Here is a 24,052-nt window from a genome sequence, read left to right on the forward strand (position 1 = left end):
GGTGCCGCTGCCAGGACCGGGAGCCTTCCACTAACGCGGCATCCGACCTCGGGCGGGCGGATGCGAAGTCACTCACGTGCATGGCCTGGGCGGGCTAGCGACAAGCACTCATGCAAAGGGGGTGAGGACGTGGCTTCTTCGACGACGAAAATTTCGCTGGCAGCCAGCGTCGTGGCCCTGATGGGTGCGCTGGTGATGTGCGGCAGCGACAATCCCGATCCGGACAACTGCCTGCCGACGCAGGGTGTGTCCCGGTCACCGAACAGCCTGCGTGCTGCCACCGGCAAGAAGGTGCAGCCGATGGTCACCGGCACCTACACGTTCACCTCCGGTTTCGGCCCGCGCTGGGGTACCTCGCACAACGGCATCGACCTGGCAGCACCGATCGGTACACCCTTCTCTGCACCGATCGACGGAATCGTTGTCGCGGCAGGAGATTCCGGCGCGAGCGATGAGAACGGTTTCGACAACTGGATCATCGTCGACTCGGCCACCGCGGACGGGTCGACCATTTCGACGGTCTACGGGCACATGTTCCCGGACGGTGTTCTCGTCTCCGTCGGTGACGAGGTGCGCGCCGGGGATCTGATCGGTCTGGTCGGCAACGCCGGAGGTTCGACCGGACCGCACCTGCATTTCGAGGTCTGGCCCGGGGGCCGACTCGACGGTGGATCTGCGATCGACCCGATGCCGTGGCTGGCCGATGCGGCTGAACTCGACGCCCCGCAACAGCGTCCGACCTCGCCGAATGTGCAGCTGGTCGCGGCCGAGACTTCGCTCGGTGCCGGCTGCACCGGCCTGACGCGCCCCGGCGGACGCTCCCTCGCGCCGGGATCGGTCCCCGAGGAGTTCCGGGAGTGGATCGTCAAGGCGGCTCAGACCTGCGAGGCGATCGATGCTCCTTTGCTGGCCTCCCAGCTCTACGCCGAGAACCAGTTCCGCTACGGCCCCTCCTCGCCGGTGTCTCCGGCGGGGGCACGCGGGCCGGGACAGTTCATGCCCGCGACCTGGGCCTCGATCGGTCAGGACTATGACGGTGACGGCGTGGCCGACGTGAATTCCATCGGTGACTCGGTGATGGCCATGGCCGACTACGACTGCCAGATGTGGGAGCAGACGCAGCAGTGGCTCCGCGAGGGAAAAGTCTCAGGTGACGGCACCGAGTTGATGCTCTCGGCCTACAACTGCGGGCCGGGCAACACACTCGCTTCCGGCGGGGTGTGCGGCAACGCGGAGACCACGAGCTACGTCCGCACTATCCTGGCCGGCCGCGCTGACTTCGCCGGTGTCGACCAGCCTCGGCCGCCGTCGGTGAGCGGTTCGCGGGTGGTCGATGCAGCACTCGGATGGCTGGGCACCGATTACGCCTGGGGCGGCGGGGATGCCACCGGCCCGACTCGCGGCATCGCCGATGGCGGTGTCGCCGATGAGCACGGCGACCACAACAAGGTCGGCTTCGACTGCTCGGGCCTGGTCGTGTACGCGGTGGCGCAGGCGACGGACGGAAGAATTGTTCTGCCACACCAAGACTCCGCTCAGGTCAACGATCCCCGAGGGACGCCCGTAACCGAGGCGGCGGACTTGCAACCCGGAGACATCGTGCAGCCCTACCCCGGCCACGTGTGGATCTGGATGGGGGACAACAAAGTTGTCGAAGCACCCCAGTCCGGCGAGAAGGTCCGAATCACCGAATGGACACCCCCGAAACATGTCAGAGCCATTCGATTTGGTTGACACATAACGGATTTCATACGCCAGAACATCGAAAACGATGACACACCAGGAAGGGAACACCACACCGTGAGCGAAGAGTGGGACAAGGCGGAATCGGCCGTCCGCACCCTCGGATCGACCCGGACAGTCCAGGCGATGACGGCCTCGGACCTGCGGGCTTGGGCTGCGGAGAACAACCTGATGACGCGCACCCAGTGGCCGAAGATCAAGCGCGAGCTCTACAAGCAGTTCGATGTGGACTACGACGCCCTGCGAGAACGCGAGCAGCGTGAACGGGCCGAAAAGCTGGCCGCGGCCGCCGCATCGGCTCCGGTGGTGTCCTTGGCCTCGGCCGGCGACGAACGTGGCTCGTTCGCCGTCGTCGGCGATGCCGACACCAACGATGTCGCCTGGTACGGATCGTTCCACAAGGACGATCGGATCTTCCGGCCCGGCGATCAGGACTCGGCGGATGAGGCCAGCGCCGGTAAAGCCGTGTTCCTCGCTGCGAAAGTCCGCGACCACCTCGAGGTCGAGGCGGTTCGGTTGCGTCTGCGAGTGAGCAGTGAACGCATCGACGGTGTGAAACTGGCCGATCTCGCGGCAAAAAAGCAGGTCATCCTCGATCTCAAGGTGGTCCCGACCGGCAATCCGGCCGAGCAGTGGTGCCTCGAACCGGGCTACGGCGAATGGCGGGCGATCCGCCTGTCGGATCTGGTGGTGGCCGAATGATCCGCCGACTGGCACTGATCGGTGTCCTCGCCGGAGCCCTCACGGTGGCCGGATGCAGCTCCGAGACCGACCAGGATCAGACCACTACGAACTCGTCGGCACAGCCGTCGTCGACGCAGGCATGGCCTCCCACCGAACCGGCTGCGCCCACCGAGCAGTCCACCCCCACCCCGGTGGCACCGACGGTGGACACCTCCGATCCGGGCGAGCTCGGCCGCACGGTCGTCGAGACCTGGTTCTCCTATGACACCCGCACCGACACCAATCGCAACGACGCACCGGTGCGGGCCGCCGATCTAGGCGTGCTGACCGACGAACTCGACGCGCAGGTCCGCGCCGATGTGCAGATCCCGGTCAAGGCCAGCGGTGAGTGGGCACAGTGGGCGTCGCAGGGCGCGACGGTCACCGCCGTGGCGGTGGAGGTCCCCAACCAGGGACAGGTCAATACCGCGACGAAATATCACGGCATGTACGAGGTGACCAGCACGGTCACCGATTCCAGCGGCACCGAGATCGGCACAGACGTGCAGTACGTCGCCGTGGTGCTGACCGACAACGGCGACGGATGGCGCGTTTCGTCCGTCACCACCCTGTGAGGTGAGCGTGATGGCTGACATCGCTGACTACAACCACGAACCGACCATCGACCCGCGTCGGCTGCGGCTACGCCCGAACCGTCCCGCTGTCGAACCCGAACCGGCCCCGGCTCCCGAGCCTGTAACCGAGGACATCGCCGATCCGTACGGGGTCAGAGTAGATGCTCTCGCGGCCGTCGACGAGCCGATCGCGCCGACAGCAATGCCGTCCACCGGGCACGGCGCACTGTTCGACGAGGCCGCCTCACCGGCACTTTCCCAGCCTGCCCAGTGGGGTTGGCGGGGTCGGATCAATGCAGCTCTGGGCACGAAACTGGCCCCGAAGGCGGCATCGGCAGAGACCGGCCACCGGGCGGCGGTCGAAGCGATCCAGCGCACGCTGCCGGGTTCGGGCACGGTCGCTGTGGTCAACACCAAGGGCGGAGCCGGCAAGACTCCGACGTCGATTGCGCTGGCCGCGATGCTCGGTAAGCATCGCGGCCGCGGGGTCGTGGCGGTGGATATGAGCGAGGCCGGCGGCACCCTCGGCATTCGCGCAGCGCGCACCGCACCCATCGAACGCACGGTGTGGGATGTCCTCGACAACGCATCGCGGCTGATGTCGGCCGACGTCGAGGCGGGGGAGCTGGCGGCGTATCTGCGACTCCAGCCCACCCACGACGAGATCCTGGCCGGGGACACCGATTCTTCCTACGACGACATGCTCGGCGAGGACGAGTGCGCGGCGTTGGGAGCGGTGCTTCGTCGCCATCGCGACCTGCTGATTATCGACACAGCCACCACTGCGCAGGCCGGGGCGTGGCAGTGGGCGGTGCGCCACGCCGACGTGCTGGTGGTGCCGCTGCCGATGCGCCGGGACATGGCGCAGCACGCCTACGCGATGCTCGACGGCCTCCGTAAGCGGGGCTTCGAGCATCTGGTGCGCTCTGCGATCGTGCTGCTGTGCGCGACGCCGGGGTCCGATCCGAACCTCGAAACTGCGATTGTCGACGAGTTCGACTCTCTCGGTGTGCAGACCTACGTTCGGGTCCCGTTCGAGCCGGTCTTCGCCACCGGTGAGCGGATCACGCTCGAGGCGTTGTCGCAGAGTTCGATCATCGCGTGGACGAATATCGCGGCGATGGTGACCGATGCGCTGGCCGAGGCCATCGTCGAGCGGCAGGCCGGACTCCGGCAGCAGGGGGAACCAGCTCCGGCGGTCGCCCCTGAACCGGCTCCGCCGACGTTCGCGACGGACGTTCCGAGCTTCGTAGCGCCCCAGCCGGCCCCGGCTCCCGAGTCGGTTCCCGCAGCTGAGCCGCCCCCGGCCCCGGTAGCCGAACCCGCTGCCGCTCCTGCTGTCCGGGTGCCTGAGACGGACCCGGCCAGGGACCTGCCCCTGGACTACCGGCCCACCGCCGAGGCGGCGGAATCGGCCCCCGAACCGGACGCCTCGAGCGAATCCGCTGCGGAGGTGCACCAACCGCCGGCCCCAGCGCGGCGGCCGCAACCACCGAAGCCGTCGAGCTTCGATCCCTACGCCTGACCTTCTGTGTGAAAGGACTCTCAATGATCCTGTCAAGCCGCCACCGCGGTGACCGGCACAGTCGGTTGCCAGGTGCGGTGGTCGCGGAGCAGAGCGTAGAGAACGTCCACGCGCCGCCGAGCCAGGCAGATGGTGGCCTGGACGGGACGCTTACCTTCGGCACGTTTGCGCTGATAGTAGGCGCGAGAGGCGGGGTCGCAGCGGACCGCGGTCAACGCCGACATGTACATCACCCGGCGCAGGCGCCTGCTGTAGCGCTGAGGGGTGTGCAGACGCCCGGTGCGTTTACCCGAATCCCTGGGTCGCGGCGCCAATCCGGTCCAGGCAGCGAGCTGATCGGCCGATCCGATCAGGGCGGGGTCACCGACTGCGGCAAGGAATTCGGCGCCGAGCCGGAATCCCATACCCGGCAAGCTCAGGATCACTTCGGCCAGAGGGTGACGGCGAAATCGGGCCTCGATCTCCGCGTCCACGGCGTTGATACGTGCGTCGAGGTCGATCACCGCCTGCGCCAATTCGGCGACCAGTTCGGCAGCGACATCTTCCCCCGGCAACCGCACGGTCTGCGCCTTCGCGGCGGTGACTGCGGCCCGGGCGATCGATTCGGCGTGGCGCACCCCGGCCCCGGTGAGCATCGTGGCCAGTCGGGCCGCACCGACGCGGCGGATCGCTTTCGGTCGCTGGTAGCGGGCCAGCAGCACCACCCATCCCCGGTCCGAGGAGATCTGCGCGAGGCGTTCGAGGCCGGGGCAGATCGCGACGAGTTGCTGACGCAGCCGGTTGATGGTCCGGGTACGGTCGGCGACCAGATTGGTGCGGTGGCCGGTGAGCATCTGCAGCTCACGGATCAACTCGTCGTCGGGACGCAGAACGGGCAGGTCCGACCGCATCCGGGACTGATCGGCGATCACTCGGGCGTCGCGGGCGTCGGTCTTGGCTTCGCCGCCGCGGTAGACCGACGATGCCTGCCACACCGAACGTCCGGACAGGTAGCGCACCGGTTTCCCGGCGTCGGCCAGCACAGTCAGCAACAAGGTGACGTAGGCGGTGGTCAGATCCACCGTCCACGACACCGTCTCGGCGAGGGCGTCGATCTCGGTGATCACCGCACGGATCGTTGCTTCGTCGTTGTCGCATCGCCGCGACAGCACCACCGTCCCGGAGGTGTCGAGTACGCATATCCAGTGGTGTTCTTTGCCGACGTCGACTCCTGCCCACAGTTGCGAACCGGTCATCGGATTTCCTCGTTTTCGCTTGTGTTCCGGCCTGGCCCCGATGGACGCCTCCGCCGGCATTTCCTTAAACAAGCGATCATTCGCAGATCTCAATCAGCGGTCCGAGGTGTCCAGACAGGTCGGGTGGCCAGTCCTTTCAAGCCCCACTCGAGAGTGGGCAAACCTTATGCAGCCTCGCCCGGCCCGCCCGGGTTACAGCTCAACGTAACTCTCACGAAGTAACTGCACCTACGAACTTAAGGACCCCTGTGATGTCTCGCAATACCTCGATGCGGTCGCTACCTCGTAGCGTGGCCCGTGCTGCGTCCCTGTTGTCGGCCACGATCGGCACGGTGTTGCTCACCGCCGGTACCGCCTCGGCTCAGACCGACAATCCACTCGACGGAATCTCCCCTGATCTGGGGGTGTTCGGTCCTACGTTCCAGAGCACCTGGTCGCGGATTGCGGGCGGTATCTGGGGTGCAGTCCTGGCGGTATCCGCAGTCAACCTGATCATTTCGCTCTACAAGATCCGTAAGGCTCGCGCCGGGGGCTACCAGAGCGAATTGAGCGATTCGATGGATTCGGCCAAGACCGCTGGTGTGGCGTTCGGTTGCGTGGCCGGAGCGGGGATCATCGTCGGCGCCATCTTGTTCGTCGTCAACGGCTGATAGCCGATCTACCAGCACTGTTAGGAGAATCAGATGGCACCCGATTTCAGCTCGATCAAGCCGGGCTCCCAGCAATCGCCCCCGGCAACAGCAGCACCGACGCCGACATCCTCGGCGAAGACGGCAGAGACCAAAGGATTGAAGGCGGCGTTCGACAGACTGCCCTCATGGTTCAAGTACGGCCTGGTGATCCTGCTCGTGGTGACGATCCTCGGGAGCATCCTCGCGAGGCTGAGCGGCGGTAGCTCGGAGTCCGACACGGTGCGGACCGGGCACGGTCCCAACTCGATCACCAACGGTGTTCCGCATGGCTACGACCGCACCGAGCCCGGCGCGCAAACGGCAGCAACGAACTTCGTGCAAGCCGCAAACCAGGTCTCTCTAGGTCGAATCTCTGCCGAGGAGGCCAAGTCGGCCCTCGTCGGCAGCAACGCCAGCGATGCGCTGCTGGCCGTCCTCGACGAGAGCGTGACTCAGGCCGAGGGCACGGTGATGAACGTCCTTCCCGCCCTGGTCAACGTCACGGACTACTCGGATGACCGTGCGGTGGTGTCGGTGTGGGCGGTCTCGGCGAGCCAGAACGATCTGAGCGGCACGGGCAAGGTCAGCGTCCTTACGGTCTGGTCCACGACCACGGTGACCTTGGAGTGGGAGAACAGGGATTGGAAGGCCGTCGATTGGGCGTTCCGTTCCGGACCCGAGCCCGAAGAGGTCTCGTTCCCCGAAGGGGATTCCACTCTCGCCGAGTTCGGCGCGAACGGCCTCTACACCTTCTTCGTGGAGTAATCATGCGATCCCTTGTCCGTACTTTTCTTGCGGTGCTGCTGGCGGTGCTCGCGTTGGCCTCGAGTACGACGTCCGCGTGGGCGCAGCCGCTCAGTGGCGCTGCCGAGGGGTGGCCTGCCGGGATGTCAGACGAGCTCAAGGAGTTCTTTCCCGGTCACCCGGAGTTCGAGGCGGCCGGGTGGTCGACCGATCCGGCGTGTGCGGACAAGGGTGGCGACTTCGGGCAGTACCTCGCGCAGTACTTCCGTTTCGACCAGCAAATTCTCTACTGGGCGTCCCCGGTGACGCAGCGCATCGCGCAGTACGCCGAGCTGATGGGTGTTTCAGAGGACGAAGCGAAGCAAGCGGTGCTCGATGGCAAGGCTCCGACCACCTGGCCGGCATCCTTCCCCGGTGGTGACCCGGAGCTCTCGCCCTCGGCCAAGGTGTGCGCTGCGGATCTGGCGAAGTGGTCGGAGCCCAGCGGGAACCACTGGGGATTTACCTGGGCGGCTGCACCCGACGCCGGTTCGATCGCAGTGATGAAGCAACAGAAGTGGGTCGATAACCTGCCGGACGACATTTTCGAGAATCCGTGCAGCGATCACGAGATGCTGTGCAACAGAGCCTATTTCCTCGACTGCGACAAGGGCACCAACATCAGCGAGATCAACCAGTGCCGGGGCTGGAACACACAGATCGGAGCGATGTTCGGCGGCATCTGGAACTGGAAAGAGCAGAACAAGGACTTCGCTGACCGGTTCCTCGATCTCGCCAGAGTCGGTGGTGTGGTCCTCAAGGCCGCCACGCCGCTTCAGATCCAGCTCGGCGTCGGCCTCGGTATAGCGGCCGTCGACAAGGCCAGTGATGTAGTCGCGTTCATCGCTGATCCGGGCAGCGTGATCGACGACTGGGCCAACAGCACCAAGGAAAGCGCGGTATCGCTGACCACCTCGGTCCTCGAGGGCTTGGCGAACATCCACGAGTTCAACCCGCGGGATGAAGGTTTCCTGCGGTGGTACGCGGTCAGTTGCGGAATCGGGGTGTTCGTCATGTCAATTACCGCACTGTTCACGATCTACCGAACCTCCGCACAGAAATCGACACGAATGGAACTGGCGCACAGCCTGATCGGATACGCCCCATTGGGTGTGCTGTCGATGATGTTCGCCCCGGCCGCCGCCGAAATGCTGGTCCAGCTCTCGCACGCGCTGACCACCTCCCTGTCCGGACTGCTCAAGCAGGACTTGGAGCAGGCGGTGGTGTCGGTATCGGCAATGCTCGGAGGCATCACGAGCGACACCGTCGTCGGTGGCTCTCTGACCGGCATCGTGTTCTTCGGGTTGTTGTTTCTCGGGTCGCTGGCGTTGTTCTTCGGCATGTTGATGCACGCCGCTGCCTTGCCGATCCTCGCCGGCCTGACCGGTGTCGCGTTCGGATTGTGGGTGCATCCGAACCTGCGGAAGAAGGCGATGCGCCCGATCTTCGTATTCATCTCGATCGTGTTTTCCAAGCCGGTGATCTTCCTCGGTCTGGGGTTCTTGGCCACGGTGCTGATCGACAGCAGCGCCGGGGCTTACGTCGACGGTGACCTCGCATCGCTTGGCGCCTTGGCGATGTCGGCGGTGTGCATCGGACTGGTCGGGCTCGCTCCGTGGTCGCTGCTCAAGTACGCCCCGTTCATGCCGTCCAGTGAAGATTCGGAAGGCTTCGGCGATACCGGATCGGCGACCGGACAAGGGCTGGGCGGCACTTTGCAGACCGCGCAGATGGCGATGATGGCCCGCGGCGGTGGTGGCGGGGGTGAGGTCGCTGCGGCCCGCTCCGCAGGGGCGGCACACGCCCATCCTGTCGGCGGGGGCGTTGGTGGGGGAGTGGCTTCCACCTCGAACGGGTCGACGTCCCATAGTTCCGCCGGGTCTACCTCCCACCAGCATTCGGGTGTTACCGCAGGTCATAGCGGTGGTGGGCACGGTGGGGCGAGCACTCGCAAACTCATGGGGGCAGCCAAGGGCATCTCCGGCACGGCCGCCTCGGCCGGGGTTGGTGCGGTGGTAGTAGCTGGAACGGTCGGCGGTGCAGCACTGAACAAGGCGGCGCAGGCAGCGCAGAGCGCTCCCGAGCGAACCGACAACATGGGAGATCAGTGATGAGTGACAGTGAGCAGCGCACCTCGATCCTCGGCTCGGAAATCGCTCGCCGAGGACTGATCCCCGTTCCCGAACCTGTGCTGTTCGCCTATTCAGCGGCGCTGATGGTCTCGATGTTCCTGTTCGTCTTCTTCGGATCGACGATCTGGACACTGGCCGGTGTCCTCGCGGTGGTGGGCGGCACGCTGTGGGCGACGACCGACATCAACGGTCGCCGGTCTTGGTCGGGGGAGAAGCTACACCGGATCCGGGATCGGCGGCGGCGAAAGCACGGTGAACACGTCTATCGGGCACCCGGTGATGAGTTGTACGGGGTGCTCGGAGCCGATCCGGGCTGGGAGTTCCCGGTGCCTCTCGGGGATGTCGCTCCGCTGGATCTGACCGATACAGGTCTCGATGACATGTTCATCCTCGAGCACCGGACGCCTGGTGACAACAACTACTACTCGGTGGTGCTGTCGATTCAAGGGCTCGCCGAAGGACTCCGCGGTGCGGAGGAATGGGCGGTGACCTCGCAGGCGTTCTCGCGCACGCTGGCTTCATTCGCGCGCCGATCCTCGCTGCTTCGAGGGCTGGAGATGGTGCATCGCTCGGTGCCGGCCGATCTGACTCCGCACGTGGCGTGGATGGAATCGGTGGTGCGTGCGAATCCTCATGCACACCGGGTGATGCCTGCGGTCGAGTCCTACGGCCAGCTCATCGACGGTCTGGCCCCGGAGTCGGAAGAGCATCGTTGCTACGCCACGCTGATCTTCCCGAAGTCGGTCGAGTTGCTGTCGGCGGCCGGAGCGGTCGCCAAGCGTAAGGGCGTAGAGACGAAGGCCGGTATCGGCCAGGTCATCGTCGAGGAGACCATGCGGGCGGTCGGTGCGCTGACCTCGGCTCGTCTCGGGCAGGTGCAGGTGCTCGGCCAACAGCGTGCCTGTGCGGTGTTCCGCTCGATGCTCGATCCGTCCTATGCGCTCGATGCCCATCGTGGCGCGAACTGGGGCAACTGCTGGCCGTCGTATGTCGGCGGAGACCTGTCGACACGGGTGTCCGCCCGATGGGATACCCGAGTCGGGTTGATCCGGCCCGGTTCGATCGAACCGATCCCGCTGCACGCTGAATGGCTCTCGCCGCTGTTGACCGGCGTCGACCCGGACCCCGGCGATCCTGTTGAGGGGCTTCCGGCCCAGCCGACGATCCGCACGGTGAAGGTGCGGATGGATTTCGTCGATGCGGTCAAAGCACGCCAGGTGGCACGCAAGGACGCGACCGAGGATGCAGCACGCCAGTACAAGGAGCGAAAGAAGGGCCAGGTCACCGACGGTGCATCGGAGGTCATGGCGTCGGCGTCGCTGCGTCGCCGCGAAGACCTCAAGCCGGGATCGGGACACCACGGGGTGATCTGGTCGATGGCAGTGTCGGTCACCGCACCGGATGAGGATGCGGTGATGCGGGCGTGTGCGCGGCTCGAGCAGGCCGCCGACCAAGCCGCCATCAAAGAGTTCACCTGGTTCGACGACAGCCACGATGTCGCGCAATTCCTCACTCTGCCGCTCGGCCGCGGACTCGCGGCCACCAAGTACACCCGGGCCAAGGGGGTCTGATGCCGTCACTAAGCAGCCGCAACAAGGGCGCTGCGCCTGCGCCGACCGCGCCGGAGGTAGTTCAGGCGGACACGCCGGTGGTTTCTCGTCGGCGTCCGCCGAAGCGCAACAAGTGGCTCGACCGGTGGGGCTGGTACGAACCGCGCCCGGAAGGGGTGTGGTCGACGACTCGCCAGGCCGAAGCGCTGAATCTGGCGACCACCCGCAAGAACGTGCGGCACGAAGGTCTCGTGTCGGGGCGGAACCTGATGTCGAATGCGCTGGTCATCACCGATCCGTTCGCGTTGTACGGCAGTGAGATCGAAAACATCAACGTCGCGGTGGTCGGTGACATCGGCAAGGCGAAGTCCTCACTGATCAAGACCACCCTGGGACTGCGGCAGATCGCGGCCGGCCGCCAGGTCGTGGTGATCGACAAGAAGCGCCAAGGTGATCGCGGTGGTGAGTACACCGAACTCGCCAAGTCGCTGGGGGTGCCGTCGATCAGGTTCAAGACCGGCGGTGACGGTGCGCGGTTGAACATCATGGACCCGGCGATTTCGTCGTCGGTGACCACCTCGGGTGGCATCGTGCCGGCCGGTCAAGAAGTGCTGATCGCCGCGGTACTCGAGGACACCATGCAGCGAACGTTGGTGCAGACGGAGATCGCGGCGCTGAACCTGGCACTGAGACTGGTCAACGAACATGCCCGCAGCGAGGGCACCGAGCCGATCCTGCGTGATGTCGCCGATCTGCTGCTGTCGACGCCGGAGGAAGCGACAGCCACCTTCGGTGAGGTGTGGGAGAAGGAAGCATGCCGATGGGGTCGGGATCCGGGCCTGGCGCTGCGGCAGCTCTGCGAAGGAGATCTGCGCGGGTTGGTCGATCAGCCGACCTCGGCCGATGTCCGTCATGCGCTCGACCACCCGCTCGTGCACTTCGACGTGTCCGAACTGCCCAACAAGGGACCGGCGCTGCGGGTGGTGATGACGGTCATCAATACGTGGCTGTCGAATGTTCTCGCCGCTCGCGCATCCGAGCACAAGCAGACCATTCTCATCGTCGAGGAAGGCTGGCACATCGCGGAAGGCTCGACCGGGCGGGTTTTCCGCGACAACATGAAGCTCTCTCGCGGCCTGGGCCTGTCCACGGTCTCCGCGTTCCACCACATCGCCGATCTACCTGCGGATTCTCCGGCCAAGGCGTTGATGCAGGAAGCCGGGATCGTGTTCCTGTACGGACAGGATCGAGTGGACGATGCCGAGCAGACGGTTCGCATGTACCACCTGCCCGAATACTGCGTCGATCTGCTGATGTCGATGCACAAGGGGCAGTGTCTCGTGGTGATGGGCAAGTCCGATCCGGTGCTGATGAAGCACGAGCGGTCCCCGCTCGAGATCACCCTCACCGACACCGATGAGGTCATTCGGGGCCAGGCGAGCACGCTGGTCGGGCAGACCCGGCTCCCGGACACTCTCGGTGCCGAGGAATTGGCCGAGCTGGTGGGGGCGGTGCAGTGAACGAGCGGGGTCAGCAGCGGCCGACACAGCCGGTGATTCCGGTCGGCACCGGCCTGGTGGTCGTGGTGATCGGCGGGGTCCTGTGGACGGTGTACGCCGGGGGCGCGGTTGCCGGCCTAGTGACCGGGGCGGGCCCGGTCTTCCCGGAAGGGCTGCACGGCACGTTGTCGGTGTTGCGGGCGTTGGTGCTCACACCGGGTGACCCGACGGTGGGCTGGCCCGAGGACTCGCGGCCGGGCTCGGCGGTCGCGGTGTGGGTGTGCCTGATCGCAGCCATGCTGGCCTATATCACCGTCGTCCTCATGATCGACGGGAAGGTTTCGGCACGTCAACGCGCTAAGCGCACGCGCCAAGAAGGGTTTGCGGACCGGACGGAGCTGCGGCAGCGCGGCCTCGATCGTAAGAGCGCAGTGAAAGCCGCGAAGGCGAATCGGGCGAGCTTGGGTGATACTCCGGCCCGCAAGATCGACGCGCACCAGGTGGCGACCCGGATCGGCACGCTCTACGGCGAGCATGGCAAAGATGCCGAGGTGTTCATCCAGTACCGGGACGGCACACTGGTCGAGGGTCCGACCGGATCGGGCAAGAGCTGGCGGTTGGCTTGGCAGCGGATCGTCGAGTCGGTCGGGTTCGTGCTGGCCACGACCACCAAACCTGATCTGCTGTGGTCGACGGTGGGGCAACGGTTGGCCTCCGGCCCGGTCGAGGTGTTCGACCCCGAAGCCATCACACGGTGGCCGACGCCGATGCGGTGGTCCCTGCTGGCCGGCTGCGATGACCCGGATACGGCGATCCGACGTGCCGATGCGCTGGTGCAGGCCGTTCCCCTCGGCGATACCAAGAACAGTGGATACTTCTCGACGAACGCAGCGAAGTACCTGCGGTGCTGTCTGTATGCGGCGGCGGTGTCCGGTGGGGATGTGACCACCTTCTATCGCTGGGCGATGCAGCGGCAGGTGCCGAAGGTCAAGGAGATTCTGGACCGGGACCTGCCGACGTGGAGCGTGGAGTATTCGCAGCTCGGCGGCTCGGGATCGGATTCGGTCGACGATGTGATGTCGACGGTCTCGACGCTGCTCGATCCCCTCGCCTCACCGAAGCTGATGGCGGCAGTCAATGTCACCGCCGACGAGTCGGTGAACCTCGCGCAGCTCATCCGCGACAGCGGGACGCTGTATCTGATCTCCGAAGGCTCCTACGGCTCGAGCGCACCGATCGTCACGGCGTTGGCGGCGGAGGCGTATTACCTGGCCAAAGAGATTTCGCGGGAGTACCCGGAGGAGAGAATCGACCCTCCGGTGCGGTTCGTTCTCGATGAGGTCAACAACGTCGCGCCCATCCCGGATCTGCCCGACAAGGTCTCCGACAGCGCCGGGCGAGGGATCTCGATCTGGGCGTTCTGCCACGGTGAGGAGCAGAACATCCGGCGATGGGGTCCGAGCGCGGGGAAGATGTTCACGACGAACTCGCCGGTGCGGATCATCCTGCCCGGCCTCGGTGATGTGAACGAGCTCGAGCAGATCTCCCGATTGACCGGTGAGCGCGAACAGTGGTGGTCTCCGACGCAGGCTCCTCGGCAGACGAAGGTGATGACCGCCCCGGAGATTCGCGGAATGCCTGCTGACCAGGCATTGATGATCTACCGGGGTGCGGCTCCGGCGCGGGTTCATCTCCCGCTGGTGTGGGACCTTCCGCACTGGAAAAAGCGGGTGCTCGACTCTCGAGAGGTTTACAACTGGGTCTGTGAGACGGGGGAGCTGCCCGATTGGGCCTGGTCCCGCACGGGCGGGGAAGTGGTGCTCGGATGAGCGGGTACACGCCGGGCCGGCTGTCGTGGCGGCATCTCGACCAGGAACAAGCCCAACAGTTGTGGGACGAGTTGATCGACTGGGTGGAGTGGTTTCGCGGCTGCTACCGGCTCACCGATCGGATCAAGGGCTGCTGGTATCGGCACCCGAAGATGGTCGAGGAACTGACGGCGGCGATGTCGGCGCACAAGGTCGCCTACGAACAGCTCGGCGACGGTCAGGTGCATTCGTGGTCGCCGGGAAGTTGGCACTACCAGGTCTATCAACCGCTTTTGCAACGCCTGGCGGCCAACTCCGACGAGTTCGGCGACTGTATCGACGGGCGCTGTGAACCGCCGACCGTGCAGGTCACGCTGCTCGAAGGGGTGCGGGAGTGGATCGCGGCCGATATCGCGGCGCGGCCGACCCCGATCGCGGCGGCGGTCGCCGCGACCGAATCGCTCCCGGACTCGGGCAACGGGGCGGAGCCGGCGGTGATCGACGCTGCGCGGATGGTCGATCTGATCGACTCGGGCGACGCCGAACCGATCGATCCTGACGACGAGTTCGGGCCGGTCTCATATGACGATCATGTTTGGGAGTGGTCCGACGACACGGCGGGGTACGTGCGGACCTAGAGAGACTGCCGAGGAACATCGACCGGACTCACCACCTGGCCTTTCCTCGGCGTGGTGGTCGGTTGTCGGAAGTGCCCGCCCAGGTACCGACGTTGATCACCACAACACGGTCACGGCGTCGACCTGATTGAGAACAGGTCGACGCCGTGGCCTTACGTTCCCCCGTAATCTAAGTTTGTGGAATGACTCGAGTGAAATGGGATGAGGTTCCACATCTTTTCGAAGACATGGTTTCTGTTCTGCTAAGCACACTCCATCCCAATGCGCGCCGGATAGACGGATCCGGAGGAGATGGCGGGCGCGATGTGCAAATCCTCGAAGATGGAGAACTGCATATTTTTGAATGCAAATCTTTCACCGGTCGCATAGCCCCTAAGAGCCCCAATCGGCGGAGTCAGGTAGAAAAGAGCCTTAAAACTGCAATGGCTCACCAGCCGGACAGTTGGACGCTAATCGTTCCCATTGACCCTACCCCCGATGAGGAAAAATGGTTCAACGGACTCAAAGAAAAGTTCGGAATTGAATGTCCAATGTACTGGCTGGGCCGGGACTGGCTCGATCGCCAGATGGGGAACCACCCGGCCATCAAGCGGTACTTCGTGGACGGTGTAAACGACGAGGTTGTACGGCTCCTACGCGAGATTAGCAAGGAACAAGCGGCCCTCGACGGAGATCTCATTGGCGGACTAGAGCGTCTTCAAAACCTCGCCACTCGGATTAACGAACTAGATCCGTACTACCGGATCGATATTTCGATCACCGGTGACCAGACCTCAGTCAGTCACACCCCTCGATGGAAAGGAGCAGAAGAAGAAAGTCCCATTTCCTTCGGCATTAAATTCAAATTCCCCGACACGGAACTAGGAAGGTTGGAATCAGAAAAGTTCCGAAACAGTATAGAAAGGGGTGAAGCTGTCACTGTCGACAGTCAATATGTGACAATTACACACGCCTCCGGAGCAATAGGTATATCAGATATACTTGGAAAATCCGCGAAAATCGCCATCGGGTCTACACGTGCACCCATTGAACAAGAACTGCATGGACGAATCGTCATCTACGGGCCAACCGGCCAGAGGAAGTCTTCGCTTCCAGTCCGATTTACACAGCGTCAGCTTGGAAGCCGTGTGTCTTCGATACACGGACAAGACAAAACGGGATCGATCCACATCTCCGCCGAATTAGTCGAATCAGAGTTCAATCACGGGTCGAAGTATAATGTGAAGGTAATTTTTGAACCCGTAGACGGCCTGTACCCCCACGATCTTTTGATCGTATACAGATTTGCTTCCCACCTCTGCAATCCCAACAGAATTCAATTGGAACTGGGTGATGCTAGCCCAATCGGAGACCCGGTAGCCATCGAGGGGACTGACACGTTTCCGGATCTACCGATCACTTTGCTCGAGAAGCTTGCCCGTATCCAAGCAGTTGCCAACGAACCTTTTTCGGTTTCATCCACATTCACCCACGACGACGCGAAGCAGATCGAGATCGCGACTCACCTACTTGATGGCGAAGAAATCAATGTGAGGGAGTCTCGAGAATTTATTCGCCCTATACCTTTAGAATGGATCGAAGAGCCAGAGGGTAAGGCAAATCTCCTCTCTCAACTAGAGAATCAAATCCAGTTTCTTTTGCCCATGTCGCAACAATTCGAAATCTGCGGTCAAAAATTATTCCTTGGTGATGGAATCTACTTTTGCCCAAATGTGAAGGTGGACAATCTGGAAGAGCTACGCTCGTTCCTCCACGGAGACAAACCAGCTGAGCCCTTTATGGTTCACCTGTCGCCCACAGCCGGAACTCCTGTCACGTTTCGCCTCCTCCGAGACGACGATCCGCCAGAGTTCAAAGATCTCGGGCTCGTCCGCCTCTACCCCTTATCCGTCGCCTCGGAACCCAGGGCCGACAGCTAGATACGACGGGGTCGCGGCTCCACTTCAGGTGCTCCGTACTGATGGCTCCGATGAACCGGTGTCTGGTCCCGTCCTTCCTCCTGATGCTGACGCTGCTGCTTGCGCTGACGTTCGACGTGAGTCCAGTCGAGTGTGGCACGACGGTCTTTCGGCCGGACTCCGACCAGGGTGTCCTCGCCGGTGACGTGGTGAGTGCTGCGGTAGGCAGCCGCGTCGGCGATGGTGTTCCGCCACAGGGCAATGTGTTCGGGATCGTCGGGGCAGGCACCGAGGCTCGAGTGCGCCCAGGCCGGTGCGGTGTCGTCGGTGAGCTGGTCGCGGTAGTCGCGGTGCAGTTCGGCGATGACCTGGTAGTCCTCGCGGAGCGTGGCGGCAAGCTCGGGGTCGATGCTGTCGGCGTCGGACACAGGCGCGACGACCCATTCGGGTGCGTCAGGGTTCGTGAAGTCTCGGCCCTCGGCGGCGATGCGGTCGAGTTCGGCGAGCAGCACAGTCGCGGGGACGGTGGCTCCGGCCCGCTCCGCCAGATCGGCTACGACCTCCTCAATGCTCGCGCCGCTGAGGCGGTGGAGATGTTCGATGCGCCCGGCGATGGCCTGGGCACGTTCGTCGTCGGTCTGCAAGGCGAGCGTGGGCAGGTGCTCGGCGATGATCTCTTCGTGCTCGGTGAGCCATGCGGTGTTGCGGCGAGCGATTAGCTCGGTCAGGGGCTTGGCCATGTCGGAGCGCAGCGCGGCCGCAGTGGTGTCGACGCTGTTTGCGGCCAGACGTTCGTGATGCCAGGTGAGCAGGTTGATCGGGTCGACGCCGGCTTGGGCGGCGCGGTGGAGCTGGCGGGCGAGCAGTCGTGCAGAGGATTCTTCGGCGATGCGGGCACCGAGCTCTTCTCCGAATGCAGCGGCGGCGAGGGTGCGAACTCTTTGTGTTTCGAGCAGTGCGGAGGTGTCGCGGTAGCGGCGGATGACCTCGCCGATGCCGGTGTCTGCGGCCGCGGCGCGGTCGGTGGTCTCGGTGTAGCGGCGGGCGCATTCGACCGCGAAGTCGTGCATTTCCGCGTCGGTGTGGAGGGGGTCGCGGATCGGTAGCGGCGGCAATGTCGGGTGTTCGGTGAACTGGCCGACGAGGGCGCGGGTGCGGTGGGCGAGGACCGATCCGATGTCTTTCGCTCCGGCGAGGGGACCTTCGGCGAGGGCGTGTCCAAGGAGAGTGCGGGTGCTGTGGCCGTGGTCATGGGCATCGGAGAGGACCTGGCGAAGCTGTGCCCATCCTTCGGTGCCTTCGATGGTGGCGGCGATGTGTTCGGGCAGGGTGCGGCGCATCTCGGTCTCGAGTGCGGCGTCGCGGAGGCGGCGTTGGGCGGCCAGATATGCCTCGCGCAGCCGCTCCGGGTCGGTGGCGTGGGCGGCTTGTTCGGCGAGTTCTTCGGTGGCGGTGCGGTGGCCGTTGTCGGTGGCGACGACGGTTTCGAGGATCATCCGGCCGGTGGAGACGTTCTTGTCTTCGAGGTGCGGACGCTCGGTGTCGAGGTTGACGGGCACGTCGACCGGGACGTAGATCCGGTTGTCGGTGCGGGCGCGGGTGACGGCCACATACAGCCCGGAGCGGTCCATCTCGGGGGTGATGATGGCGTGGGCGGTGTCAACGGTGACGCCCTGGGCGCGGTGCACGGTGGAGGCGTAGCCGAGTTGCACGTGGGTGCTGATGTAGTCGGCCGGCAGGGTGATGACGCCGCCGTGCTCGAGGTGCCGCACGGTCAGTGCGCCGCGTTCGGAGACGACATCGAGCACTTCCCATAGGTCCCCGTTTCGCACGAACGCTCCGGCTTTCTTTCCGCCGGAGGGGTTCAGATCGCGGCGGTTGCTGCGGGTGAGCACGATGTCGCCGCGGCCTGCGGTGAGTTCGTCGGCGAGGGCGACGGTGGTGGATTCGTCGCTGGTTCCGTCGTGGCGGCGCACGGCCTGGACTTGGATGTTCGCTGCCGTGACGTCCTCGCGGGTGGGCAGCATGACGATGGATTCTTTGCCGTCGGCGAGGTCGTGGAGGTAGTTCTCGACGGCCTGGCCGATCATTTCTTCGCGCGTTCCTTCGCGCACGAGATCGCGTTCGTAGATCAGGTCCAGGCCGGTGGAGTCACCGGATCGCAGCAGCATCGAGTTTTCGGCTTGGGCGGTGTCGTTGCCGAATCGGACCACGGTGTCGAGTTCCGGCGCGTCGGTGTTCTGCGCCAGATAGCGCAGCATTCCGCCGGTCTCCACAGCGTCGAGCTGGGCCGGGTCACCGAGCAGGCGGACGACTGCGCCACGCTCCTTGGCGATCTCGACGACGGCGGCGAGGTCGAGGGTGGAGGCAAGGGAGGCTTCGTCGACGAGCAGCATCGTGCCCGGTGCGATGTCGATGCCGGCCGGAAGTGTGCCAGGGCGACTGCCGACGAGACCGCGCCAGGGGTAGGTCAACGAGGCCAGGGTCAGGCCGGTAACACCGACTTCTTCGCCGAGTGTTTCGGCAGCGACCGCGGAGGGTGCGAGGGCTATGACGCGACGGCCTTCGCTCTGCCATGCCTGCACGACGGCCTTCATGCTGGTGGTCTTGCCGGTTCCTGCGGGTCCCACACCGACGGCCAGCAGTGCCCCGGATTGCAGGAAGTGCTCGGTCAAGGTGCGCTGGCCGGCGTTGAGGTTGCGCCCGGTTTCGGCGCGCATCGTCTCGCACACCTGGCGGATCGAGGCGGCGCGAGCGGTGAAGACGGTGGGTTCGCTGGTGGCCGATACCAGCATCGTTTCGGCGTCGAGGATGCGCTGGGAGCTGTGTTTGTGGCTGCCGTGGTGGGACAGAACGAAGTCGCCGTTACGTCGGCGCAGACGCCTCGGGATCGCGGGCAGCTCGACCCGTGGGGTGGTTACCGACAACTCCATGACCCGGCTGGTGAGTCGATCGACTGCCGTCCGGTAGGCGTCGAGGTCGGGGAACGTCTCACCGCCGAGGTGGGCCTGGACAGCGGAGACGATGTGCGGCAGTTGCCAGCGCGAGCGCTTGGATTCGAGCTTGGTGATCACGTCTCGGGCGTCGTCGTCGAGGCTTCGGCGCTGCGGCCTCGGGGCGTGATCGGCGGCGAAGGCGTCGCGGACGAGCTGGTCGACGGCCTCGTTGCCACCGAGGATTTCGGCGGCCTTCTCGCGCCATTCTGCACGCATCTCCGCGAGTGATTTCGCGTCGGCCTTGCCTTCGCGGGTGTCGAGGGTTGCTTGTTGATAGAGCTGATACATCGTCTTGGCGTCGGGCATCCGCTGGTACTTGGCGCGGTACTCGGCCACGAGTTCGTCGCGGCGGGCTTCGATTGCGCTGCGACGGGAGCTGAACTTCTCAAGCATGTTGCGGGGGATGGCGGCCAGTTCGACGACGGGTTGCTTGCCTTGCGCGATCTCGCGGTGGGTCAGCTCGAGGCCGAGTTCGGTGCTCAGGCGCTGCATCACTTCGGCGTTGAATCTCTGCGAGGCGGCGACGGCGAAGCGGAACATGGTCGATCCGTCGACGGCTCGCCACTTGCCGTCTTCGGCGGCCCGGGTCTTGATCGATACGACGGCGTGGGTGTGCAGGTTGGGGTCCCCGCAGCGGGAATCGAAGTGCTTGTAGAGGGTGGCGACGAAGCCGTTGGTGTCGATCTGTTCCTCACCGCTGCGGCCGACCCGGGTGAAGCAGGCGTTCTCTTCGAGCCACCGGAGGGTGTCTTTCACCGTGGCGTCGACGATGCGCTCGATCTCGATGCGCGTCTCGTTCGGTGCCAATGCCCACAGGCTCGACACGCTCTTGGGCGGTGTGAAAACCAGGTCGTGGCCGGCTACCGGGTGTCGGACTTTGCCCTTCTCGTGGGCGATCCAGTTTCGCAATTCGGCCTCGTTCGCGACCGGTCGGCCGTGCTTGTCCTGGAACATTCCTCCGGCGATGCGGTCGAGGATCGCAGCGGATTCGTCCGGGCTCGGGGCGTGTCCGTGGGTGTCGGTGTACTCGGCGATTTCGGCCGCGTGTCGGTCGAACAGCTCGACGTTGTTTTTGAAGGTCGGGAACTTCCGTCCAAGTCGGGCGAGCCGGATCGCGTCCTCGGAGGGGACGCCCCGGTCGATGAGTTCGGCGATCACGGCGTCGGCGTTCGGGTGGAGTCCTTCGCCGAACAGGGCCTTCATTTGCGCCTCGGTGACGACATCGCCGACGGAGATCCGGTCGGCGTTCTCGACGTGGATGTCGTCGATAAGTTCGTTCAAACCGTCGACGCCTGAGCCGAACCATTCGCCGGGCGGTGTGCCGTGCGCGGTGTAGTAGTCGGTCAGTTCTGCTCCACGTTCACGCTCGCGGTCGGCTGTGGCGACCTGACGTGTCAGGTACGCGTAGCCGTCCGCTGCGTGCAGGACGTGGAGGGTCATCACGGGCTCGATCTTAGCGGTACGAACGTGCAGGTTGGGAGCGGGATTCCCGAATGTCAGTAAAACTGCAAGAGGTGTGTCCCCTTTCTTCTGTCGCGAGTGCCTGGATACGGTGCGATGTAGATCGGTATAGCCAGCGGTCGCAGACCGCTTCGGCGAAGCGACGGGTTTGGTCGGGATGCTGGTTTAGACTCGGCGCGAGTTGTTGTAGACGGGAAGGGTGTCGCAGTGAGTGGTTCGGGGGATGCGGTGCACAACGAGACGAAGGTGATCTCGGCGCGCAGTCAGGCACGGTCGAAGTTGTCGGAACGGCGCGCTGAATTGCTCAAGCGGATCAGCGACAACCAGCGCGACCTCGAGCGCGCGTTGGCGTCGCTGGAGAAGGTGGACAAGGCCGCTGTTCGTCGTGATGCGGCGATCGTCAAGGCGAACGAGGAGTTCGAGAAGAAGAAGGCTGCGGCCGAACTCGCGGCGGGCAGGTCGCTGGCGCAGGTTGCTGGACGTGGCGAGACCGCGACCTCGATCTCCGAACTCGTCGATCTGGACGTGGCGATGGTGCGCCGGTTGGTGAAGCTGGCCGAAGAGAACAACGACTCGACGCCTCCCGCACAAGGATCGAGCGAGGGCGGCAGTGAGGCGAAAGAACCGACGCCCGACGTGCCTGTAGCTGCTTCCGGCTCCTGATCGGGCAGCAAGCACCGGCGCGAGATCAGAGACGGAGCCACTGTGCGGTGGGAGCCAGGAGACGAGATCGAACGGACTCGCTTCTTCCAGCGCGTGGTGTACGGACTGGACTTGGATTCCTGTCACCTCTGGGTCGGTGCGCTCGGCGATGACGGCTACGGACGGTTCTGGATAGCTCGGGGCGGTCATCAGATCGTGGTGCGACCGCACCGTTACGCGCTCGCTGGGGAGCTGGAACGTGGCCTCGACGACGACGAAGTGGCGATGCACCGGCGTTGTGACGACCCGCTGTGCGTCAACACGGGCGACGGTGATGCCTTCGCTGCCCATGTGGTGCTCGCGTCGGCCGCTGAGAACATGGCGGACATGGGGCGTAAGGGTCGCGGCGGGGGCCGTCGATTGTGGTTCGGTGCCGACCGTGCCGAACGTGCTCGACGCTCACGAGCGGTGCGCGAGGCGGTGTTGCGATATGGCTGGGATCAGCACGCGATCGAGAGAGCCCTATACGACGGGACGCAAGGAACGCTGTGGTAGTTGGCAGGCGATCGTCTTCTGATGTGTCGAGGCGGTTGGTGCGACCACGGTGGGTATTCGATGATGAGGGTTGACCGCTGCACGCGAGTCGGGGCGGTTTCGGAGACGTTAGGGGTTCTCATGCAGCGCAGTGAAGCGGAAGCGGCCTTGCTCGATGCCGTCCTCGAGGTGATGCCGATTTCGGATCTGGCCCTCGATGCGGCAGTGGCCGGCATACCGGTGCTGGACGTACCCCGCACTCGCGGCATCGACATCTGCTTCTCGGATAAGCCGGACATTCTCTGACGGCTCGCCTGGATCGCACCGTGACGATGCGCGGGTCGTCGCACTGCGGTTGGGCGTCGTCCCGGCACGGTGGCGCGGATCCGTGCGCGAGCTGCGGGAGAAGTCGGGCGAAGGGGCTCGATGCCCTGAGCTCGGCCGTGCGCGCTGCGGAGGTGCGGGCGGGTTCGTTGGTGAGTTGGAGATAGGGCGAGGCCCCGAACCGGTCGGTGCGGGGCCTCGTGGTGTGTTTGTCAGTCCTCGGGGGTGAATCCGAATTCGGGGAGGACGTTTCGACCGGCCTCGAGGACTTCTTGCACTCCCTTGGCGTGTAGGCCGTGGTCGACGACTTGGCGGATGAGAAGTGCGAGCTTGGGGATCTGGGTCTCGTGGGCTACTCCGTTCTCGATGGCGTCGAGGGCTACGGCGGCGCGGACTCCGTAGCCGTGTGCGTAGGCGACGGCGGCGAGGACGGACAGGATCGTAAAGCGGGCGTAGCCGGAGGTCTTGCGGGCGGCGTCGGTCAGGATGGCGACGGCAGCGACGTTGCGGGAGAAGTACAGGGCCACGTCGCGGGCGCGGGGGTTCTCGGTGAGGGTGATCGCGACGGCGACGGCTTCGGGGTAGGTCAGCTCGCGGGGTGCTTCGATGGCGTCGCGCAGCGTCTCGAGGTTCGCGGCGTCGGTGATCTCGGGAGCCTGGGCGCGGGCCTGGCGCGCGTCCCACTGGCGCTCGAACAACACTCCGAGGTCTTCGGCGGGTGCGAGTTCGGCGGCGAGCGCGTCGCGGCTGGGGGCAATGGGTGCGCGGCCGTCGATGACTCCGAGGACAGCAACGATGCTCGCGAGGATGTCGCCGAGTTCGCCGGATTCGGCGCTGGGGAAGTTGAAGAAGGTCTCACCGGCGGTGTACTCGGGCAGGACGGCGGCGATGGGCACGGCCAAACCGAGCGTGTAGGCGTGGCGGGTGGCGGCGAGAAGGGTTCCCTCTGCGGTGTCGCCGTTGGGGTGGATGCTGACGAGCGCGGCGATGGTGGCGTTGAAGTCGGCGGACTCAGCGGCGGCCATGAGCTTGTCGAGAGCGACAACGGCGGTGGCGTTGTCGTGGTCGAGGCGGGCGAAGGGGCCGGTCGTTCCCTGGGGATCGAACAGGGCGATGACGAGGGATTCGTTCGGGACCATGCCGAGGAAGGCGGGGATGCCTTCGATGAACTGGGCGGTGTTGAGGCGGGTAACGGGGCCGTTCTCGTTGTTGTTCATGACTCAAGTTTACATCTGTTTTGATGATTTTTCGATGTTTATCTGGTGCTTCTCCGGTGCTTTTCTGGTGATGCTGGTCACACGTTTTTAGGGTCTGA

The 24,052-nt window shown here is 64.7% G+C and carries 18 protein-coding genes; 15 read left to right on the forward strand and 3 right to left on the reverse strand.

What is annotated here, in order from left to right:
- The first annotated feature begins 129 nt into the window (after window positions 1-129).
- The 4 genes from C6Y44_RS27170 (at window position 130) to C6Y44_RS27185 (ending at window position 4,566) form a co-directional block, all read left to right on the forward strand.
- Window positions 130-1,734 (forward strand): peptidoglycan DD-metalloendopeptidase family protein, encoded by a 1,605-nt coding sequence (locus C6Y44_RS27170; protein ID WP_225623899.1) that lies wholly within the window; start codon window positions 130-132, stop codon window positions 1,732-1,734.
- A gap of 66 nt (window positions 1,735-1,800) precedes the next feature.
- Window positions 1,801-2,445 (forward strand): hypothetical protein, encoded by a 645-nt coding sequence (locus C6Y44_RS27175; RefSeq protein ID WP_192379137.1) that lies wholly within the window; start codon window positions 1,801-1,803, stop codon window positions 2,443-2,445.
- Window positions 2,442-3,041, forward strand: a complete 600-nt coding sequence (locus C6Y44_RS27180; RefSeq protein WP_192379139.1) for a hypothetical protein — start codon at window positions 2,442-2,444, stop codon at window positions 3,039-3,041. The genes C6Y44_RS27175 and C6Y44_RS27180 overlap by 4 nt, the downstream gene beginning before the upstream one ends.
- A gap of 10 nt (window positions 3,042-3,051) precedes the next feature.
- A complete protein-coding gene (locus C6Y44_RS27185; protein WP_192379141.1) occupies window positions 3,052-4,566 on the forward strand; it encodes a MinD/ParA family ATP-binding protein in 1,515 nt (504 codons plus the stop codon).
- Between the two features lie 32 nt (window positions 4,567-4,598).
- On the opposite strand, the gene C6Y44_RS27190 is transcribed toward C6Y44_RS27185, so the two are convergent.
- A complete protein-coding gene (locus C6Y44_RS27190) occupies window positions 4,599-5,801 on the reverse strand; it encodes an IS110 family RNA-guided transposase (RefSeq protein WP_225623900.1) in 1,203 nt (400 codons plus the stop codon).
- A gap of 332 nt (window positions 5,802-6,133) precedes the next feature.
- Between C6Y44_RS27190 and C6Y44_RS27195 the strand changes: the two genes are divergently transcribed.
- The 8 genes from C6Y44_RS27195 to C6Y44_RS27230 all read left to right on the forward strand — a co-directional run bounded on the left by C6Y44_RS27195 (window position 6,134) and on the right by C6Y44_RS27230 (window position 16,801).
- Entirely contained in the window at window positions 6,134-6,451 is a 318-nt protein-coding gene (locus C6Y44_RS27195) for a hypothetical protein (RefSeq protein ID WP_225623901.1), read from the forward strand.
- Window positions 6,452-6,484: 33 nt separating this feature from the next.
- Complete coding sequence (locus tag C6Y44_RS27200) at window positions 6,485-7,237, forward strand: hypothetical protein (protein ID WP_192379142.1); 753 nt, start codon at window positions 6,485-6,487, stop codon at window positions 7,235-7,237.
- 2 nt (window positions 7,238-7,239) lie between these two features.
- Window positions 7,240-9,366, forward strand: coding sequence for a hypothetical protein (locus C6Y44_RS27205; RefSeq protein WP_192379144.1), 2,127 nt, complete (start codon window positions 7,240-7,242; stop codon window positions 9,364-9,366).
- On the forward strand, window positions 9,366-10,958 hold the full coding sequence (locus C6Y44_RS27210) for a hypothetical protein (RefSeq protein WP_192379145.1): 1,593 nt from the start codon (window positions 9,366-9,368) through the stop codon (window positions 10,956-10,958). The genes C6Y44_RS27205 and C6Y44_RS27210 overlap by 1 nt, the downstream gene beginning before the upstream one ends.
- On the forward strand, window positions 10,958-12,457 hold the full coding sequence (locus tag C6Y44_RS27215; RefSeq protein WP_225623902.1) for an ATP/GTP-binding protein: 1,500 nt from the start codon (window positions 10,958-10,960) through the stop codon (window positions 12,455-12,457). The genes C6Y44_RS27210 and C6Y44_RS27215 overlap by 1 nt, the downstream gene beginning before the upstream one ends.
- Window positions 12,454-14,265: a type IV secretory system conjugative DNA transfer family protein gene (locus C6Y44_RS27220; protein ID WP_225623903.1), complete on the forward strand. Its 1,812-nt coding sequence runs from the start codon at window positions 12,454-12,456 to the stop codon at window positions 14,263-14,265. Before C6Y44_RS27215 ends, C6Y44_RS27220 begins: the two co-directional genes overlap by 4 nt.
- A complete protein-coding gene (locus C6Y44_RS27225) occupies window positions 14,262-14,882 on the forward strand; it encodes a hypothetical protein (protein ID WP_192379147.1) in 621 nt (206 codons plus the stop codon). The genes C6Y44_RS27220 and C6Y44_RS27225 overlap by 4 nt, the downstream gene beginning before the upstream one ends.
- A gap of 191 nt (window positions 14,883-15,073) precedes the next feature.
- On the forward strand, window positions 15,074-16,801 hold the full coding sequence (locus C6Y44_RS27230; protein ID WP_192379149.1) for a hypothetical protein: 1,728 nt from the start codon (window positions 15,074-15,076) through the stop codon (window positions 16,799-16,801).
- Here the strand turns inward: C6Y44_RS27230 and mobF are convergent.
- Window positions 16,798-21,216 (reverse strand): MobF family relaxase, encoded by a 4,419-nt coding sequence (gene mobF / locus C6Y44_RS27235; RefSeq protein ID WP_225623916.1) that lies wholly within the window; start codon window positions 21,214-21,216, stop codon window positions 16,798-16,800. The genes C6Y44_RS27230 and mobF overlap by 4 nt on opposite strands.
- 228 nt (window positions 21,217-21,444) lie before the next feature.
- Here mobF and C6Y44_RS27240 point away from each other — a divergent pair, with 228 nt between their 5' ends.
- The 3 genes from C6Y44_RS27240 (at window position 21,445) to C6Y44_RS27250 (ending at window position 22,719) form a co-directional block, all read left to right on the forward strand.
- Window positions 21,445-21,900, forward strand: coding sequence for a hypothetical protein (locus C6Y44_RS27240; protein ID WP_225623904.1), 456 nt, complete (start codon window positions 21,445-21,447; stop codon window positions 21,898-21,900).
- A gap of 42 nt (window positions 21,901-21,942) precedes the next feature.
- Window positions 21,943-22,434 (forward strand): hypothetical protein, encoded by a 492-nt coding sequence (locus C6Y44_RS27245; protein ID WP_225623905.1) that lies wholly within the window; start codon window positions 21,943-21,945, stop codon window positions 22,432-22,434.
- A 120-nt stretch (window positions 22,435-22,554) separates the two neighbouring features.
- Window positions 22,555-22,719 (forward strand): hypothetical protein, encoded by a 165-nt coding sequence (locus tag C6Y44_RS27250; protein ID WP_186455231.1) that lies wholly within the window; start codon window positions 22,555-22,557, stop codon window positions 22,717-22,719.
- 230 nt (window positions 22,720-22,949) lie between these two features.
- Here C6Y44_RS27250 and C6Y44_RS27255 read toward each other — a convergent pair whose 3' ends face one another.
- On the reverse strand, window positions 22,950-23,954 hold the full coding sequence (locus tag C6Y44_RS27255) for a DUF4192 family protein (RefSeq protein ID WP_192379151.1): 1,005 nt from the start codon (window positions 23,952-23,954) through the stop codon (window positions 22,950-22,952).
- Window positions 23,955-24,052: the final 98 nt, after the last annotated feature.

It is taken from the genome of Rhodococcus rhodochrous, from assembly GCF_014854695.1.
Classification (GTDB): Bacteria; Actinomycetota; Actinomycetes; order Mycobacteriales; family Mycobacteriaceae; genus Rhodococcus.

Coding starts and splice junctions, on each gene's coding strand:
- C6Y44_RS27185 (WP_192379141.1), top strand. CDS start 3,052: ATGGCTGACATCGCTGACTACAACCACGAACCGACCATCGACCCGCGT.
- C6Y44_RS27205 (WP_192379144.1), top strand. CDS start 7,240: ATGCGATCCCTTGTCCGTACTTTTCTTGCGGTGCTGCTGGCGGTGCTC.
- C6Y44_RS27200 (WP_192379142.1), top strand. CDS start 6,485: ATGGCACCCGATTTCAGCTCGATCAAGCCGGGCTCCCAGCAATCGCCC.
- C6Y44_RS27215 (WP_225623902.1), top strand. CDS start 10,958: ATGCCGTCACTAAGCAGCCGCAACAAGGGCGCTGCGCCTGCGCCGACC.
- C6Y44_RS27250 (WP_186455231.1), top strand. CDS start 22,555: ATGCAGCGCAGTGAAGCGGAAGCGGCCTTGCTCGATGCCGTCCTCGAG.
- C6Y44_RS27180 (WP_192379139.1), top strand. CDS start 2,442: ATGATCCGCCGACTGGCACTGATCGGTGTCCTCGCCGGAGCCCTCACG.
- C6Y44_RS27255 (WP_192379151.1), bottom strand. CDS start 23,954: ATGAACAACAACGAGAACGGCCCCGTTACCCGCCTCAACACCGCCCAG.
- C6Y44_RS27225 (WP_192379147.1), top strand. CDS start 14,262: ATGAGCGGGTACACGCCGGGCCGGCTGTCGTGGCGGCATCTCGACCAG.
- mobF (WP_225623916.1), bottom strand. CDS start 21,216: ATGACCCTCCACGTCCTGCACGCAGCGGACGGCTACGCGTACCTGACA.
- C6Y44_RS27190 (WP_225623900.1), bottom strand. CDS start 5,801: ATGACCGGTTCGCAACTGTGGGCAGGAGTCGACGTCGGCAAAGAACAC.
- C6Y44_RS27210 (WP_192379145.1), top strand. CDS start 9,366: ATGAGTGACAGTGAGCAGCGCACCTCGATCCTCGGCTCGGAAATCGCT.